Origin of the sequence: Sphingopyxis sp., from assembly GCF_050725615.1 — a bacterium.
GTDB lineage: Bacteria > Pseudomonadota > Alphaproteobacteria > Sphingomonadales > Sphingomonadaceae > Sphingopyxis.
In genome coordinates, this window is the sequence record NZ_JBOHHU010000043.1 from 16,364 (window position 1) to 33,140 (window position 16,777).

General features: G+C 65.5%; 18 protein-coding genes and 1 pseudogene. 8 read left to right on the forward strand and 11 right to left on the reverse strand.

Features of this window, described 5'->3' with window-relative positions; genetic code table 11:
- Positions 1–36: 36 nt before the first annotated feature.
- The 5 genes from ACREB7_RS11600 to ACREB7_RS11620 form a co-directional block, all read right to left on the reverse strand.
- Positions 37–1,104: a hypothetical protein gene (locus ACREB7_RS11600; RefSeq protein ID WP_431592431.1), complete on the reverse strand. Its 1,068-nt coding sequence runs from the start codon at positions 1,102–1,104 to the stop codon at positions 37–39.
- Positions 1,105–1,192: 88 nt separating this feature from the next.
- Positions 1,193–1,669, reverse strand: coding sequence for a hypothetical protein (locus ACREB7_RS11605; RefSeq protein WP_431592432.1), 477 nt, complete (start codon positions 1,667–1,669; stop codon positions 1,193–1,195).
- Entirely contained in the window at positions 1,666–4,014 is a 2,349-nt protein-coding gene (gene clpA / locus ACREB7_RS11610; RefSeq protein WP_431592433.1) for an ATP-dependent Clp protease ATP-binding subunit ClpA, read from the reverse strand. Before clpA ends, ACREB7_RS11605 begins: the two co-directional genes overlap by 4 nt.
- A 340-nt stretch (positions 4,015–4,354) precedes the next feature.
- Positions 4,355–4,612, reverse strand: a complete 258-nt coding sequence (locus tag ACREB7_RS11615) for a hypothetical protein (protein WP_431592434.1) — start codon at positions 4,610–4,612, stop codon at positions 4,355–4,357.
- 17 nt (positions 4,613–4,629) lie between these two features.
- Positions 4,630–4,827 carry a DUF1192 domain-containing protein gene (locus ACREB7_RS11620; protein WP_431592435.1) on the reverse strand — a complete coding sequence of 66 codons (198 nt, stop codon included), beginning with the start codon at positions 4,825–4,827 and terminating at the stop codon, positions 4,630–4,632.
- A 94-nt stretch (positions 4,828–4,921) separates the two neighbouring features.
- Between ACREB7_RS11620 and ACREB7_RS11625 the strand changes: the two genes are divergently transcribed.
- From ACREB7_RS11625 to ACREB7_RS11650, 6 genes and pseudogenes are all read left to right on the forward strand, one after another.
- Positions 4,922–5,920: an NAD(P)H-quinone oxidoreductase gene (locus ACREB7_RS11625; RefSeq protein WP_431592436.1), complete on the forward strand. Its 999-nt coding sequence runs from the start codon at positions 4,922–4,924 to the stop codon at positions 5,918–5,920.
- A gap of 321 nt (positions 5,921–6,241) precedes the next feature.
- A complete protein-coding gene (locus ACREB7_RS11630; RefSeq protein WP_431592448.1) occupies positions 6,242–6,850 on the forward strand; it encodes a glutathione S-transferase family protein in 609 nt (202 codons plus the stop codon).
- Positions 6,851–7,438 (forward strand): hypothetical protein, encoded by a 588-nt coding sequence (locus tag ACREB7_RS11635; protein WP_431592437.1) that lies wholly within the window; start codon positions 6,851–6,853, stop codon positions 7,436–7,438. It begins immediately after the preceding gene.
- 151 nt (positions 7,439–7,589) lie between these two features.
- A complete protein-coding gene (locus tag ACREB7_RS11640; RefSeq protein ID WP_431592438.1) occupies positions 7,590–8,279 on the forward strand; it encodes a cell cycle transcriptional regulator TrcR in 690 nt (229 codons plus the stop codon).
- Between the two features lie 3 nt (positions 8,280–8,282).
- A complete protein-coding gene (locus ACREB7_RS11645; protein WP_431592439.1) occupies positions 8,283–9,410 on the forward strand; it encodes an MBL fold metallo-hydrolase in 1,128 nt (375 codons plus the stop codon).
- A gap of 225 nt (positions 9,411–9,635) precedes the next feature.
- A pseudogene (locus ACREB7_RS11650) lies at positions 9,636–9,714 on the forward strand.
- A gap of 51 nt (positions 9,715–9,765) precedes the next feature.
- Here the strand turns inward: ACREB7_RS11650 and ACREB7_RS11655 are convergent.
- Complete coding sequence (locus ACREB7_RS11655; protein ID WP_431592440.1) at positions 9,766–10,212, reverse strand: hypothetical protein; 447 nt, start codon at positions 10,210–10,212, stop codon at positions 9,766–9,768.
- Positions 10,213–10,430: 218 nt separating this feature from the next.
- Positions 10,431–10,706: a hypothetical protein gene (locus ACREB7_RS11660; protein WP_431592441.1), complete on the reverse strand. Its 276-nt coding sequence runs from the start codon at positions 10,704–10,706 to the stop codon at positions 10,431–10,433.
- Between the two features lie 131 nt (positions 10,707–10,837).
- Between ACREB7_RS11660 and ACREB7_RS11665 the strand changes: the two genes are divergently transcribed.
- Entirely contained in the window at positions 10,838–11,833 is a 996-nt protein-coding gene (locus ACREB7_RS11665; RefSeq protein ID WP_431592442.1) for a DUF481 domain-containing protein, read from the forward strand.
- On the opposite strand, the gene ACREB7_RS11670 is transcribed toward ACREB7_RS11665, so the two are convergent.
- A complete protein-coding gene (locus ACREB7_RS11670) occupies positions 11,830–12,285 on the reverse strand; it encodes a VOC family protein (RefSeq protein WP_431592443.1) in 456 nt (151 codons plus the stop codon). The two genes, ACREB7_RS11665 and ACREB7_RS11670, sit on opposite strands and share 4 nt — an antisense overlap.
- Complete coding sequence (locus ACREB7_RS11675) at positions 12,282–13,817, reverse strand: M20/M25/M40 family metallo-hydrolase (protein ID WP_431592444.1); 1,536 nt, start codon at positions 13,815–13,817, stop codon at positions 12,282–12,284. The genes ACREB7_RS11670 and ACREB7_RS11675 overlap by 4 nt, the downstream gene beginning before the upstream one ends.
- 122 nt (positions 13,818–13,939) lie before the next feature.
- Between ACREB7_RS11675 and ACREB7_RS11680 the strand changes: the two genes are divergently transcribed.
- Positions 13,940–14,758, forward strand: coding sequence for an SDR family NAD(P)-dependent oxidoreductase (locus ACREB7_RS11680; RefSeq protein ID WP_431592445.1), 819 nt, complete (start codon positions 13,940–13,942; stop codon positions 14,756–14,758).
- Here the strand turns inward: ACREB7_RS11680 and ACREB7_RS11685 are convergent.
- Together ACREB7_RS11685 and ACREB7_RS11690 are read right to left on the reverse strand one after the other, a co-directional pair.
- Positions 14,755–15,636: a hypothetical protein gene (locus tag ACREB7_RS11685; RefSeq protein ID WP_431592446.1), complete on the reverse strand. Its 882-nt coding sequence runs from the start codon at positions 15,634–15,636 to the stop codon at positions 14,755–14,757. The genes ACREB7_RS11680 and ACREB7_RS11685 overlap by 4 nt on opposite strands.
- Before the next feature lie 13 nt (positions 15,637–15,649).
- The coding region (locus tag ACREB7_RS11690) for a FumA C-terminus/TtdB family hydratase beta subunit (protein ID WP_431592447.1) at positions 15,650–16,777 on the reverse strand (1,128 nt) is incomplete at its 5' end.

The following is a 16,777-nucleotide window of genomic DNA, read 5'->3' on the forward strand; positions in this document are numbered from 1 at the left end:
GATATAGGCGAAGTGGCGGCCAAATGCGAGGGGGCCTCAGGACGCCCGGCTGAACAGGCCGAACAACCCGCCGCGCGGTTTTTCGGGGAGCGGGATCGCGTCGGGATCGTCGCCGATCTTTTCGGCGCGCTGGCGCTGCCAGGCATAGAGCAGCATCTCATAGTCATGGTCCGACAGCTCGTGCGACGGGCGGCCGTCGCCGAGGCCGGTCATGCTGTGGAACAGCGCATCCTGCGCGGCGCTGAGTTCGACGAAGGCCGGGTGCTTGTCGGCGCGCAGCTGGCGGCGGATGATGACGTTGCGGCGGTCGCGCCACTCGGCGATCTTCAGGTCGGTTTCGGCCTGGAAGCGCGCGCGGTTCGCTTCGTCGCGGGCATCGAGAATCGAGGCGATCTTGCCGTCGTCGGACCGCTCCGTCTCGCACCAATAGGCCGCTTCGAACCAGGGATCGACGTCGTGCGCTCCGGCGAGCAGCACCATGGCGCGCGGCAGGCCTTCGTGTCGGGCATCGCGGACGAGCGCCTGGTGGAAGCGCAGGGTGAGGAAATAGCGGCCGAGGCGGTCGGCGACGAGGTCGACGGGCGCCGGTTCGCCAAACGGGATGCGTCCGGGAACATGGGCGGAAATCGCGGTATAGATGCGCCCGAGCCCGACGACGGTCAGGCTGCCCATGATGTCGCGAAATTCGCCCTGCCAGGGCGTGCTGGTGTCGGCGGCGGCGGCGTTGACCGCGTCGAGATCGCCATCGCCGAACGGGAACGCCTCATCGTCGTAGAAATTGACTTCGAGCGTCCAGGCGTCGTCGTCGGGTTCGTTATGCGCCGACAGGTCGGCGCCGATCGCGGTGACGGGACCGGCGGCGGCGTGGCGATCCTCGTCGCGCAGCATGTCGGCGGCGAGGTTGTCCCAGCCGGTGACGCGGACTGTCGACAGCGGCCGCGCGAGGCAGAGCGAGGTGATCGGGTGCGGATGGGCGAGCAGTTCCTCGGTCAGGAAGGCGTCGAGTTCCTCGAAATTGCCGCTGCGCATGATCGCGTCGAACCAGCGGTCGAATTCGCGCAGGGCGTTGGTTTCGCCCAGCCATTGCTGCAATTGTGTCGTCATCTCTTGCCCCGGCCCCACATTGTCAGGAGTGGGTGGCATAGCAGCAGGGGGTTGCGATTGGTTTAATGTGGCGCAGACGGCTGAGGCCTCAAGCGTCGAACAGAAAGGAGCAATCCCGACCGGCCGAGCGGGGAAGCAGCGGATTGACCTCGTCCTGTCCTTTGATGGGGACATAGACGGCCGCAGCGCAGATCGCCCAGATTTGCTTCGCCGCCGCCTCAAGGTCGGCGCGGCTGCCCTGTTCATCCAACAGGAAAACGGCCGAGTAGGATGGGCTGTCGATATTGTTCCGGCGTTGGTCACGAATGATCGTGCGAGCATCTACCAACTGCCCGTCTTCTGCGTAAAAATGGCCATGCCGAAAGATGGGCGGATCGAGAGCCATCACGCCGAGAGAGCCGGGAACCAAGAGCGCTCCGCCACCTTCCGAAAGGCGGATCTCGAAATCTGGACGTTGAGGAGCAGCGCGCGGCCACAGCCACCACGCAGCCCATATTGTCGACAGCAGCACCGCCGCTAACAGCAAGGGGCGCCTGCGCTGCCGCAAGCGCCCCGCTGTCGTCATTCGGCGGCCTTCTTCGCCGTGTCGGCCTTGGGCGTCTTCGCCTTGCCCTTGCCCGCTTTGGGCGCGGCCGAGACGATTTCGAAGGTCAGCGGGTTGCCGACCTTGGCGTCGTCGCCGGTCTTCATCTTCACCTTGACCTCGCCGCCATGGACGAGCTTGCCGAACAGCAGTTCCTCGGCCAGCGGCTGCTTGATCTTTTCCTGGATCAGCCGGCCCATCGGGCGGGCGCCATAGAGCTTGTCATAGCCCTTGCCGGTCAGCCAATCGCGTGCCGCTTCGTCGAGCTGGATATGGACGTTGCGGTCGGCGAGCTGCATTTCGAGCTGGAGGATGAACTTGTCGACGACCCGCGCGACGACTTCGGGCGGCAGATAGCCGAAGGGCACGATCGCATCGAGGCGGTTGCGGAATTCGGGGGTGAAGAGGTTCTTCACCGCTTCCTCCTGCACATCCTCGCGGGTGAAGGCGCCGAAGCCGATGCCCTCGCGCGCCATGTCGCTGGCCCCCGCATTGGTCGTCATAATCAGGATGACGTTGCGGAAGTCGACCGTCTTGCCATGATGATCGGTCAGGCGGCCATGGTCCATCACCTGCAACAAGATGTTGAACAGGTCGGGATGCGCTTTCTCGATTTCGTCGAGCAGCAGCACGCAATGCGGATTCTGGTCGATCGCATCGGTGAGCAGGCCGCCCTGATCATAACCGACATAGCCCGGGGGCGCACCGATCAGGCGGCTGACCGAATGGCGCTCCATATATTCGGACATGTCGAAGCGCTGGAGCGGGATGCCCATGATCGACGCGAGCTGCTTGGCGACCTCGGTCTTGCCGACGCCGGTTGGGCCGCTGAACAGATAATTGCCGATCGGCTTTTCGGGATCGCGCAGGCCCGCGCGGCTGAGCTTGATCGCCGACGACAGCACCTCGATCGCGGTGTTCTGACCGAAGACGACACGCTTCAGGTCGGTTTCCAGATTGGCGAGCGTCGCCTTGTCGTCGGTCGACACCGACTTGGGTGGGATGCGCGCCATCGTTGCGATGACCGCTTCGATCTCCTTGGCGGTGATCGTCTTCTTGCGCTTCGACGGGGCGACCAGCATCTGCATCGCGCCGACCTCGTCGATCACGTCGATCGCCTTGTCGGGCAATTTGCGGTCGTTGATGTAGCGCGCCGACAGGTCGACCGCGGCGTTGATCGCATCCTGGGTGTAGCGCACCTGATGATGCGCCTCGAACGCGCTGCGCAGCCCGGCGAGGATTTTCTTGGTATCCTCGAGGCTCGGTTCGATCACGTCGATCTTCTGGAAGCGGCGGAGCAGCGCGCGGTCCTTTTCGAAATGATTGCGGAATTCCTTGTAGGTCGTCGAGCCGATGCAGCGGATCACGCCGCCCGACAGCGCGGGCTTGAGCAGGTTCGAAGCATCCATCGCGCCGCCGCTCGTCGCGCCGGCACCGATGACGGTGTGGATCTCGTCGATGAACAATATCGCGTGGGGCAGGCCTTCAAGCTCGGTGACGACCTGTTTCAGCCGCTCCTCGAAATCGCCCCGGTAGCGCGTGCCCGCGAGCAGCGCGCCCATGTCGAGCGAATAGATCACGGCGGGCAGCAGCACCTCGGGCACGTCGCCCTCGATGATCTTGCGCGCGAGGCCTTCGGCGATCGCGGTCTTGCCGACGCCGGGATCGCCGACATAGAGCGGGTTGTTCTTGCTGCGGCGGCAGAGGATCTGGATCGTGCGGTCGACCTCGGCGGTGCGGCCGATCAGCGGGTCGACCTTGCCGACCTTGGCCTTTTCGTTGAGGTTGACGGTGAACTGGTCGAGCGCGGTTTCCTTCTTGTTCTTCGCGTCGCTCTTGTCCTTCGCCTCTTCCTTTTCCTCGGGCTCGGCCTGCGGCGAGGGCTTGCCGCCCTTGCCGACGCCATGGCTGAGGTAGGAGACCGCATCGAGGCGGGTCAGGTCCTGCTGCTGCAGGAAATAGACGGCATAGCTCTCGCGTTCGGAGAAGAGCGCGACGAGGACGTTGGCGCCGGTGACCTCATCCTTGCCCGACGACTGGACGTGCAGGATCGCGCGCTGGACGACGCGCTGGAAGCCGCTGGTGGGCGATGGATCGCTGTGCCCCTCGACCTTCAAACTGTCGAGTTCGGTATCGAGATAATGGACGACCGCCGATTGCAGGTCGTCGAGCGCGACGCCGCAGGCGCGCATCACTTCGGCGGCATGATCGTCGTCGATCAGCGCGTAGAGCAGATGCTCGAGCGTCGCATATTCGTGATGGCGCTCGGAAGCCGCCTTCAGCGCATTGTGCAGGGTCTTTTCGAGGCTCTCCGAAAAGGACGGCATAGGCTTATCTCCTTGGGGACAAGCCGGGGAGAGGCCCGCCCGATAGGCACAAGGTGGCGACGCCGCCGCCAGCCTGCAAGGGAAAAGCGGTCAGCGTCGAGAAATTACGCCGCTGAGGGTTGGAATATGGTTAACGCGGGGTTGAGGTATTGAAGGGTGCCGGAGCAAAATATCGGCTTTGGGGTGGGGCGCGGACGCCTCTTTCATCGTCATCCCGGGCTTGACCCGGGACCCGCCTTCCTTCTTTCGCCATCGGATCAAAGACAAGGCAGGCCCCGGGTCAAGCCCGGGGTGACGGGAAACGGAACGGCGCGTTTCGCTCCAAAGCTGACCTTGGCAATCAACCTTCCGACCGGTCGACCATATCCAGGAAGTCGCGCGCGAGGTTGCGTTCGGCCGCGTCCTTGAACGCCACGTCGAGGTCGGGCGCGACGCCGAGCATGTGCATCAGCGCCCACAGCGCGAAGCGGCGGCCGGGGTTGGTTTCGAGGCCGAAGTCGACGCGCATGCGTTCGGTGCCCGCAGCGAGCGCTTCGGGGTGGATCGCCGCAAGGTCGGCGGTGCCGAAATAGCGGGTCAGCTGGTCGTCGAAATCCATGGCGCCTTATGGGGCGGTCAGCTCTTTTTGAACAGTGCGTCGGCGCTCGCCTTGTGGCTGGTCGCGAAGGCGATCCGCGCGCGGGTTCGTTCGATCTCGTCCTGCAGCACCGCAATGCGGTCGTTGAGTTCGTCGACCGAGAGCGGATCGAGCGGCTGGCGGGTCAGGGTCGCGAGTATATCGTCGCGGCGGCGGGGTTCATTGTCGTCGTCCATCGCGGGAGCATCCTCTTGATCGGCGGTGAAACTGTTGACCCGCCGCCCCGTGCTGTCAATAAGGCGCGCCTGTGGGAAGCAGGGGGATCGAGACGTGACCAGCGTGCCGGAAAGCATGACCGCCATCGCCATCAGCGCGCCGGGCGGCCCCGAAGTCCTGATCCCCGAAACGCGGCCGGTGCCACGGCCCGGGGCCGGCGAGGTGCTGATCCGCGTCGCCGCGGCGGGGGTCAACCGTCCCGACGTGCTGCAGCGCATGGGCTATTATCCGCCGCCGCCGGGGGCGAGCGACCTGCCGGGGCTGGAGATCGCGGGCGAAATCGTCGCGGTCGGGCCGGGGGGCGATGCCGGGACGGTCGGGCAGGCGGTGTGCGCGCTGGTCGCGGGCGGCGGCTATGCTGAATATTGCGTCGCGCCCACGGGAAGCTGCCTGCCGGTGCCGACCGGATTTTCGATGGCCGAGGCGGCTGCGTTGCCCGAGACGATCTTTACCGTGTGGCACAATCTGTTCGAGCGCGCCTGGGTGATGGAGGGCGAGACGGTGCTGGTCCATGGCGGCACCAGCGGCATCGGCACCACCGCGATCGGGCTGTGCAAACTCTTCGATATCCGCGTGATCGTGACCTGCGGCAGCGCCGACAAATGCGCGGCGGCGATGGCGCTCGGCGCCGATCTGGCGGTCGATTACTCCTCCGAGGATTATGTCGCGGCGGTGAAGGCGTTCACCGACGGCAAGGGCGTCAACGCGGTGCTCGACATGGTCGGCGGCGATTATGTGGCGCGCAACCTGGAATGCCTCGCCGACGACGGGCGCCATGTGACGATCGCTTTCCAGCGCGGGGCGAAGGTCGAGATCGATATTTCCTACGTCATGCGCCGCCGCCTGACGATGACCGGATCGACGCTTCGCGCGCGCAGCGCCGACTTCAAGGCGGCGCTGGCCGACGAGATTCACCGCACATTGTGGCCGCGCCTGAGCGAAGGTGCGTGGAAGCCCGCGATGGATCAGAGCTTTCCGCTCGCCGAGGCCGCCGCCGCCCATGCGCGGATGCAGGCAGGCGCGCATGTCGGGAAGATCGTGCTGGAGGTGTAAATGAGCTATCCATTGCTGCGTGTCGCCAAGGCTTATGCGCATGTCGAGGTGCGCCGGGGGCGCGGCGCGACCGGCTGGAACCAGCTCGAGGAAATCTACCGCGGCCCCGCGACCGCCGGACAGGAATGGAAGGGCGGCGAAGGCGAGAAGCTGAGCGCGCGTCACTGCCTGTGGCCGAGCGACCCCGATTCGACACTGTCGCAGCCGTACACGGTTGCCGGGGTCGAGGGGTTGGGGACGGGTCGCCCCGATACGTTGGTGTTTCCGTCGGGCATCTCCGGCTTCGCCGCGAGCGGCGCCGAGACGTCGACCGACCATCCGATCCTTCACGAATATGCGGCGAGCGGCAATTGCTACAAGATCCGGCTGACCGCCGCCTTGCTCGATTATCCGCTCGAGCGGCGCGAATATGACATCATGGCGGGCGAGACGCGGACGCCTGAATTCCTGGCCGGGGTCAATCCGAACGGCCGCATCCCGGTGCTGCAGGTCGGCGACCGTTTCCTGCCCGAAAGCAATGCCGCCTGTTTCTGGCTCGCCGACGGCACGCATCTGGTGCCCCACGACCGCTTCGATCGCGCCGACATGCTGCACTGGATGTTCTGGGAACAATATAATCACGAGCCCAATGTCGCGACCCTGCGCTTCTGGATGAAATGGGTGGGCGAGGCGAACCTCAGCGAGGTGCAGCGCGCGCTGGTGCCGGCGAAGCGCGAGGCGGGCGCGGCGGCGCTGAAGCTGATGGACGAGCATCTGGCGGCGCGCGACTGGCTGGTCGGCGCGGGGCTGACGCTCGCCGATATCGTGCTCTATGCGTACACGCATGTCGCCGGGGACAGCGGGTATTTCGCGCTGGCCGATTATCCGGCGCTGCAGGCATGGATCGCGCGGGTCGAGGGTGAGCCGGGGTTTGTGGCGATGGGGGCTTAGGTGGATCGGCGTCGGCTGCTTTTGGTGGCGTCATTGCTTTGTGCATCCTGCGATCGGCCGGCGATCGAGGCGTCCGACAGTCTGGTCGAGGCGACGGACTTGCCTTCGGCGAAGCAGTTGTCGCAGGAGGCGATCGAGATCAATCAAGCCTTTGGCGGAGCCGAAGGGTTCGGCGATCACTTCCTGTCCTATCAACTCGCGGCAGATGATCGGTTGGACGTGGTTTACACCTATCGTCCAGATGACGATGTCAGGGGTCGGGAGTCGTTCAAGCTTGCCGCCAAGGTCGCGGACGACGCGCGGCGTGCTTTGTGGCGCTTACGGCCGGCGAGGCTGGACGGGGTAAATACTGATGTGCGACCGATTGGGTGTACCAGCCAGTCGCCGCACGATTTAGGTGACATGGCGGTAGGGTTCATGGCGCCGAATGAAGATTTTGGCATTTTCACGCTACCCTATCCCGGCAGTTGCAACAACGCGGCAGCAAGGGGAGCGCGCGACGTCGTTCGTGAGGTTTTGGAGAGTTTCCCGCATTCGGAGGTCGCTGCGGCCTATTTCCGGGCCGAAGCTGCGGACGAAGCCCGATAGGTGCATTGGCGCCGCTGAATCCGCAGACTTGCCCCTTTTTCGAAACCGGCATATAGCGACGCCCAATGTCCGGCCGCCCCGCGAGGGGCGGCCCTTATTATTTCCGCTCCGCGAGGGGCGGGGCTTTCATTCGCGCTTTTGGAGAGCAGTCATGGTCAACCCCGACGCCACCCCGTTGATGCCGCATGCGACCGCCGCCTGGCTGGTCGACAATACCGGCCTCACCTTCGTCCAGATCGCCGACTATTGCGGCATCCACATCCTCGAAGTGCAGGCGATCGCCGACGAAACCGCCGCGACCAAATATACCGGCCGCGATCCGGTGCGCGCGCATGAACTGTCGATGGAAGAAATCGAAAAGGGTCAGAACGACCCCAATTACAAGCTCAAGATGAGCAAGCAGGCGCAGGACACGATCCGCCGCACCCGCGGGCCGCGCTACACCCCGGTCAGCAAGCGCCAGGACAAGCCCGACGGCATCGCCTGGATCCTGAAGAACCATCCCGAAGTGTCGGACGGCGCGATCGGCAAGCTGATCGGCACCACCCGCAACACGATCAGCGCGATCCGCGAGCGCAGCCACTGGAACAGCGCCAATATCGTCGCCAAGGACCCGGTGACGCTCGGCCTCTGTTCGCAGCGCGAGCTGGATGCGCTGGTCGCCAAGGCCGCGAAGAAGGCCGGCATCGCCGCGCCGACCGACAATCGTTTCGAGGGCGACCGCGAAGCCTTGCTCGAGGAACTGCGCGCCGAACGCACCGCCGCCAACGAAGCGCGCGCTGCCGAGGAAGCCAGCGAAGCCGCGCTCGCCGCCGCCGCGAACGACGAAACGGCCGCCTGACGCATGGCGTCGGTCAGCGACGAAGAGGGCATCCCGGCGGCCAGCGGCTCGCCGGACGCCTCGCTGACCCAGGACGACAGCTTCACCGCGACGAGCCGCGCCGGGCTGACCTATCCCTGGGGCGACGCCGCGCCGGGGGCGGGCGAGACGATCCGCATCGCGCCGGGGATCCGCTGGGCGCGCATCCCGATGCCGGGGTCGCTCGGCCATATCAACAGCTGGCTCCTGGATGATGGCGACGGCGTCGCGGTGGTCGACACCGGGGTCTGTCTGACCATCTGTTCGAACGCGTGGAAGGCGCTCTATGCCGGGGCGCTCGCCGACACGCGGATCACCCGCGTCATCGGAACCCATCTGCATCCCGACCATATCGGCCTTGCCGGCTGGATCGCGAAGAAAAAGGGCGTCGCGCTGTGGATGACGCGCGGCGAGATGCTGACCGCGCGGATGATCGTCGGCGACACCAGCGACACGGTGCCCGACGAAGCGCTGGTGCAATCGCGCGCGGCGGGCTGGGACGAGGCGCAGATCGAAGCGCAGAAGGGCGGCGGCTGGGGCCGTTTCGGCCTGATGGTGTTCCCGCTGCCGCGCAGCTACCAGCGGATCAAGGATGGCGATGTGCTGGACATGGGCGCGCACCGGTGGCGCGTCGTCGTCGGGTCGGGGCACAGCCCCGAACATGCGTGCCTGTGGAACGAGCGCGAAGGCGTGCTGGTGTCGGGCGACCAGGTATTGCCCCGCATTTCCTCGAACGTGTCGATCAACATCACCGAGCCCGAGGCCGATCCGCTGGGCGAATGGCTGGATTCGATCGACAAGCTGATCGCGACGGTGCCCGGCGACGTCATCACCTGCCCCGCGCATGGCGAGCCGTTCAAGGGGCTGCACGTCCGGCTGATGGCGCTGCGCGACGAGCATCGCATGCGGCTCTATAATCTGGCGGAATCGATCGCGAAGGCGCCGATGCGCGCGGTCGACAGCTTTCCCTTGCTGTTCAACCGGCCGATCGGCGCCGAGCAACTGGGCATGGCGACCGGCGAGGCGCTCGCGCATCTGAAGCGGCTGATGGTCGAGGGGCGTATCGCGCGCGAGGACCGCGACGGGGTGTGGTGGTACCACGGCGTCGCGTGAGGACTGCGGGACGTTTCAAAGTTCAGTAAAGTTCAGCCCTGCGCGCTATCCCGTGGTCGCATCGGCAAGCCGGGCCGCGACCGCCCTTGTTCACCGAATGAGCGAGTCGGACGAAGGCTGACACAGCCGGATAATGTAGGAAAGGCTTTTTTTGAAGGCGATGTCCGCTCTGGGGTGGGAAGCGGCCCCTCGCGGACGCATCGCATTTCGGCTATGGGTTTTCCGGCCAGCGTGACGGAATTGGTAGACGTATCGCTACAGCGATCCCGGCAGCGGGTGCAGGTTCGATCCCTTGCCGCTGGCATTTCTGAAATGGGGTGGACGTCAAGCTCTCGGGCCGAAATTCATGTTAATGTTAGTCGGATATTTTGACGAACTTACTGACCTTTGTCATTTCCACTTGGCATTCATACTGGCCCAGATGACCGAATCCGTTGGATGACTTGGCCATTCTTCCGACACCTTCCATCCAATAGGTTCCTTCCTCGGCGATGTGATACTGCTTGGTTATGCGATCCATGTCCTTGTTGGCATTGGCGTCAAATTCCAACCAGCAGTGCCGACCCGCGTTGGGGCATTTTGGCGCCTCTTCGGTTCTGGAGGGCGAGCAAAGCTCCACCGTGCTGACCTCGAACGCAAATCGGAAGGGCGCTGCAATCTGTTGCGGGTCGCCATAGTCCAAGCCAGCCGATCGGTAATTAGTCTCCTCTTCCAACGGCTCCGAAGCCGCTCGTTCATCGGTATTATTGCATCCTGCCAAGGCCGCGATCGAAAGAAGCGTGAAAATTCGGCGAACCATCATTTGATGACAATGTACCACGACCTGATCGTCTGCAACCGGTCGTTTGCTGTCTTTCCGTCAGAGCAATGCCCACAGGTGCGTCCATTTTTGTTGCGCGCAAAGACGCAAAGAGGCTGGCGCAACATCTTTGTGTCTTTGCGTCTTTGCGCGAAACCAACACGACGCCATTGGCGCTATGGCGGTCCGTCTCTGTCTTTGCGCGACCTCTGCGCAGGCCGTCACTTCGGGCGGTTCATCACCCAGCTGAACGCCATCGCGTTGAAGATGGTGTAGAGGCCATAGAGCAGCAGCGCGGTGAACCAGTTGCGCGTCGCGATCGCCATCGCACCGACGAGCAGCAGATATTCGAAGACATAGGTGATGTTCGGTCCGACCTTGTCGGCGAGCGGCCGGATCATCTGCTGGATTAGCGGATCGTCGCTTTCCATGAAGGCGCGGTGCATCGCAAAATTGCCGACGCCGGCGGCGAAAATGGCGATGAGTGCGATCCACATGGCGTTGCAAATGGCCCGCGCGGGGTGGAAATGCCAGCGCCTTTTGGGTTAGGAGGGCGATGGATGCGGATCGACGCCGCATCCCAACGATCGACCGAACCGGCAACCGCCCGCCCCAGCGAAGGACCCCGATGCCCGCTCTTCCCCGCCTGACGGCCCTCGCGCTGTTGCCGCTCGCCCTGACCCCCGCTTATGCCGCGCCGCAGGCGCCGGTCTCGACCGATCCCGTGCTGACCAATCCGGCGCCCGACATGCCGGCCGCGCCTGCGCCCCGGCTGCCCGACTCGGTGCGCGCGATGATCGACGCGGCGATCGCGGGCGGCAAGGAGGGCGATGTCGAGACGATCGCGCGGCTGGCGAAGAGCACCAACCCCGAGGCGGCGGCGGAGGTCGATGCGCTGGTCGCCGATTTCCAGCACGCGCGCAGCCAGGCGAAGCAGGCCGAGGAGGCGACGGCGCAGGCGAAGCTTGCCAGCGCCAAATTGTGGCAGAACTGGAAGGGCGAGGGACAGGTCGGCGCCTCGCAGAGCAGCGGCAACACCAAATCGGCGGGGCTGAGCGCCGGGGTGGCGCTGGCGCGCAAGGGGATCGACTGGACGCACAAGCTGCGCGCGCAGGCCGATTATCAGCGCACCAACGGCCGGACCTCGGTCGAACGCTATCTGGTCGAGCTGGAACCGCAGTACCGGCTGAGCGATCGCGGCTTCGTCTATGGGCTGGGGCGCTGGGAGCATGACCGCATCCTGGGTTATGACACGCGCTGGAACGTCTCGGGCGGGCTTGGTTACAAGCTGATCGACGGCAAGGCGGTGGCGCTCAGCCTGAAGGGCGGCCCGGCATGGCGGCGCACCGATTTTGTGCGCGGCGGGACCGACGACGAACTCACCGCGCTGGCGGGGCTCGATTTCGGCTGGCAATTGTCGCCGACGCTGCGGCTGACGCAGGTCGCCTCGACGGTGGTCGGCGAGACGAACAGCTCGACGAGTTCGCTGACCGCGCTCAACGCCAAGCTGTCGGGCAAATTGTCGGCGCGCATCGCCTATGCGGCGCAGATCGATTCGAGTCCGCCACCGGGGGTCGAGAGTGTCGATACCCAGACGCGGTTTACCTTGGTCTACGGCTTTTAATCGAGCGTCTCGGCCCCGCCGATCGCCTCGCCCTCGGCGAGCAACCCGACCCCCGGCACATGGTTGAACTCGATCCGGATGCCGTCGGGGTCCTCGAACAGGATCGAATAATAGCCGGGCGCCCAGGGTTCTTCCTGCGGGCCGTGGACAAAGACGATGTCGGTCCGGTCCTGGAGGAAGGCATGGATCGCGTCGACGGCGGCGCGATCGCGGAGGCGGAAGCAGGCGTGGTGAAGGCCGGGCGCGCCCTGGTCGAAGCGCTTGCCGGCGTTTTCGGGGCTGCCGGTACGGATACCGATCGCGGTGCGCCCGCCGACGCCATAGAGCATCGCGTCATTGTCGAGCACGATCTTGAGATCGAGGTAGCGAAGCACGTCGCGCCAGAAAGCCGTCGAGCGCGCGAAGTCGCCTGCGGTCAGGATGACGTGCGCGACGCCGTTGAGATCGCTCATTTGATCGCGGCGAGGGTGTAGAGGAATTCGGCGAAGCCCATGGTGGCGTCGACGAGCCCCGCGACCTTGGGATTAGTCGAATCGATCAGATAATATTCGTTCGGCGCGTGCGCGCCGCCGCCATGACCGGTGCCGAAATGGCCCGCCGGGATCGACACCGGCGGCGCGGTGAAGGTCGCACCCGGCCAGCTGCCCGCGAGCCGCGCGTTGATGTTGGTCGCGATGCCGAGCTTTTTATAGGTCGCGAGTTCGGTGCGGATCAGGCGGCTGTCCTCGGCGACCTCGGTCGGATCATAGCCGCCCGAGACGTTCATCTCGACGTCGGTGAAGCCATGTTTGTCGAGATGGGCGCGGAGCTTCTTTTCGGCCTCGGCACGGGTCTGGTTGGGGACGAGGCGGAGGTCGAGCTTGGCGACCGCGCGGCCGGGCAGCACGGTCTTGCCGCCGGGACCGGTATAGCCGGCGACCAGCCCCTCGATATTGACCGTCGGTTCCTGCGCAAGGCGGATGAGCGCGTCGTCATATTTGAGGTTGTCGATCCAGGTCTGGACCCCGAGCGCCTGTTTTTCGGCGGCTTCGTCGGCGCCCTTCGCGGCCTCGCGGATCAGCGTCTTTTCGCGGTCGGTGAGCGGGCGGACATTTTCGAACCAGCCCTCGATGACCGGGGTGTTGCCGTCGGGGCTGACCAGCGTCTGCAGTGCCTGCACCAGCCGCCAGGCGGGCGAATCGATCATCGCCTTCAGGCTGCTGTGCACGTCGCCCTTTGGCCCGCGACCCCATTTTGCGCCGCTCGCGACCAGTTCGAGTTCGATGATTCCCTTCGATCCCAGGTTGACGTCGACCGCGCCGGTCTTGTCCTGCGAGGGGAAGGGAATGAAGATGCCGTCGCATTTCTTGAGCGCGGCGAGGACATTGGGCTTGGTCGCGACCTGGCGGAAATGCGGCGAGCCGATCTCTTCTTCGCCTTCGCAGATCAGCACGATGTTGACCGGCAGCTTGGCCTTGGCGGCGCGGATCGCGTGGAGCGCGGCGAGGAAGGCCGATTCCGGCCCCTTCTGGTTGGTCGCGCCGCGCCCGACGATCGCGGTGCCGAGGCCTTCCTTGGCGACAAACTTGCCCTCGAGCGGCGGTGACGACCATTCGGCGGGGTCGAACTGTTTGACGTCGTACATGAAATAAATGCCGAGCGTGCGCTTGGCGCCGACGTCGATCGTGCCGAACACCCCGGGGTGTCCGTCGGTCGGCACGATCTCGACATTGGTGAAGCCCGCGTCGCGCGCGAGCTCGGCCATATAGGCCGCGCCTTCGGCCATGTTGCGGTTCTCGGCGGCGATCGACGGCAGCGCGATCCAGTCGCGCAGCCGCTTGATCGACGCCTCCTTGCCGGCCTCGGCCGCCTTGCGGATGTCGGCCATCGGGCCGGCGGCGGCGAGCGAGGGCAGCGGGCGCATCAGCATGGCGCCGGCGCCGAGCATCGCGGTGCCGCGAATCAGGTCGCGGCGGCCCAGACGGTCGAAAGTACGGAAATCCATGCTGCGTCCCCTATGTGGTTTGTACCCTAAGCAAGTTTGGACGAACTGGCGCGGAAGGCAAGGCGGTGATTGACGATCCGCGCGGACGGGGCCTAGCCTTGGCGGCAAGGGAGAGCCGAGCGATGGACTTTGCGGGCAAATGTGTCGTGGTGACCGGCGGCGCGACGGGGATCGGGCTGGCGCTGGCGAAGCGGATCGGCGCGGCCGGGGCGAGATTGGTGCTGTGCGAGCCGCGCGCGGAAAAGCTGGCCGAGGCGGTGGCGGAATTGACGAAGCTGGGCATCGATGCGCGGGCTTTCGTCGGCGACGTGACCGACGCGGCGTCGGTCGAGGCGCTCGCCGATTTTGCGTGGGAGGCCTATGGCCGCGCCGACGCGATCATCGCCAACGCCGGGGTCGGCGGGCCGCGCGTGTCGGTGATCGACAGCGACCCGCAAGCGGCGCGGGCGCTGTTCGAGGTCAATTTCTGGGGGGTGTGGAACTGCATCCGCAGTTTCGGGCGTCGGTTTCAGGCCGACGGGCTTCCCGCCGCCATCTATGCCACCGCGTCGGAAAATGCCTTGTTCAACGCGGTACGCGCCAAGGGCGGCGCCTATGTCGCGAGCAAGCATGCGGTGCTCGGGCTGATGGACATGCTGCGGAACGAGGCGGCGGCGCATATCGAAGTCGGGGTGATCATTCCCGGCTGGGTGAAGTCCGACATGACGCGCCATGCCGAACCCGCGATGGACGCCGACGCCTTTGCGGACCGCATCGTGCCGCAGATGGAGGCGGGGCAATTCTATCTCGTCAGCCACCCCTATAATGTCGTGCGGATGGAGGAGCGCTGGGCCGAGGCCTATGCGGCGTTCGCCTATTATGCGCCGCGCGAGGAAGGCGACGCGGCGATGGACGTGCAAATGATGATCGAAAGCGGCGCGGCGGTGAAGCGCCGCGACTAGGGCGTATCGCCCGCCGCAAAGGGTTTGGCGTCGCTCACCCATTCCCAGACGCAGCGGCCCTGCGGTTTCAGCTTGAGCGCGGCGTTCAGCGCCTCGACCGCGCGGTCGGGCAGGGCGCTGAGCCATGCGCCCTGGTCGGTCCACAGCCAGGCGAAGCGGCGGCCGGCTTTGGCGGCATCGAGGCGCAGCGCGAGCGCGTGCTGGATATGACTGCTCGCATATTTGACGTCGCCGTCATAGGCGATGGCCAGCGGCGCGCCGTTCACGGTCATCGCGATACGGACGGGCATGATCCGTTCGGCCGGCGGCCATGCGGCATCGATCACGACATCGGCGATTTGCAACGCGCCGCCCGCGAGCCGGTCCAGGTCGGCGATCTGTCCGCGCAGATAATCGGGGTCCTGCTCGGTCTTCGAATCGAGCATCGCGAGATTGGCCATGAAGTGCGCGGGGTCGGTGCCGGGATGATAATAGTCGAGCTCAGCCAGCGCGGCGAGGATGGTGTCGGGCTTCACGCTTTCGTCCATGTCGGCGACGCCGGGAAAGAAGAGCGCAGGGTCGGGAGTTTCGGGCGCGAAGACGCCATGCTCGGCCATAGCGGCCACGACCTTGCGCACGGCTGTCTTTCGCGCGGGCGAGAGGTCGGGCGGCGGGGCGTGCGGTCGTGCCGGCGTCGGCGCCTCGCGGCGGCGAAACAGGCCGGCGATATCCCGGACGAAGGACAGGATCACCGCCGCCCCGCCCGTGATGAACGCGCCCATCAGGATCGAGAAGAAGGCTTGCACGCCGGTGCTCGTCCCGGGGCCGAAGGGCACGGCGAGGAAGAACAGCGCCGCGACCCCGATGGCGATCGTAAACCAGATCGGGAAGCGGCTCACGCCGGCGCGACCCCTATGCCTTCTCCAGCAACCCTTCGTCCTTGATCCGCTTCTGCCACAGCGCGGGGGCGTTGACGTGGACGTTCTGGCCTTCGCTGTCGACCGCGACGGTGACCGGGAAGTCCTGCACCTCGAACTCGTAGATCGCCTCCATACCGAGATCGGCGAAGCCGACGACCTGGCTTCCTTTAATGGCGCGCGCGACGAGATAGGCGGCGCCGCCGACCGCCATGAGATAGGCGCTCTTGTGCTTGGCGATCGCCTGCGTGGCGGCGGGGCCGCGTTCGGCCTTGCCGACGCAGGCGAGCAGGCCCTGATCGAGCATCATGTCCATGAACTTGTCCATGCGCGTCGCGGTCGTCGGGCCAGCGGGGCCGACGATTTCCTCGCCGACCGGATCGACCGGGCCGACATAATAGATGACGCGGTCGCGGAAGCTGACCGGCAGCTCTTCGCCCTTCGCCAGCATCTCGGCGATGCGCTTGTGCGCGGCGTCGCGGCCGGTGAGCATCTTGCCGTTGAGCAGCAGGCGGTCGCCCTGTTTCCAGCTGGCGACGACTTCGGGGGTCAGAGTGTCGAGGTCGACGCGGATCGCGGCCTGGTCGGGTTTCCAGTCGATCTGCGGATAGTCGGCGAGTACGGGTGGTTCGAGGAACGCCGGACCCGAGCCATCGAGCGTGACATGCGCGTGGCGCGTCGCGGCGCAGTTCGGGATCATCGCGACGGGCTTCGATGCGGCGTGGGTCGGCCAGTCGGCGATCTTCACATCAAGCACGGTGGCGAGACCGCCAAGTCCCTGCGCGCCGATGCCGAGCGCATTGACCTTTTCATAGAGTTCGATGCGCAGTTCCTCGGTCGGATTGCTCGGGCCGCGCGCGAGCAGCTCGGTCATGTCGATGGGGTCCATCAGCGACTGTTTGGCGAGCAGCATCGCCTTTTCGGCGGTGCCGCCGATGCCGATGCCGAGCATGCCCGGCGGACACCAGCCCGCGCCCATCTGCGGGACCATTTCGAGCACCCAGTCGACGATCGAATCCGACGGGTTCATCATCTTGAACTTCGACTTATTCTCGCTGCCGCCGCCCTTCGCCGCGACGTCGATCACCACCTTGGCGCCTGGGACCATTTCGACGTTGAGGAC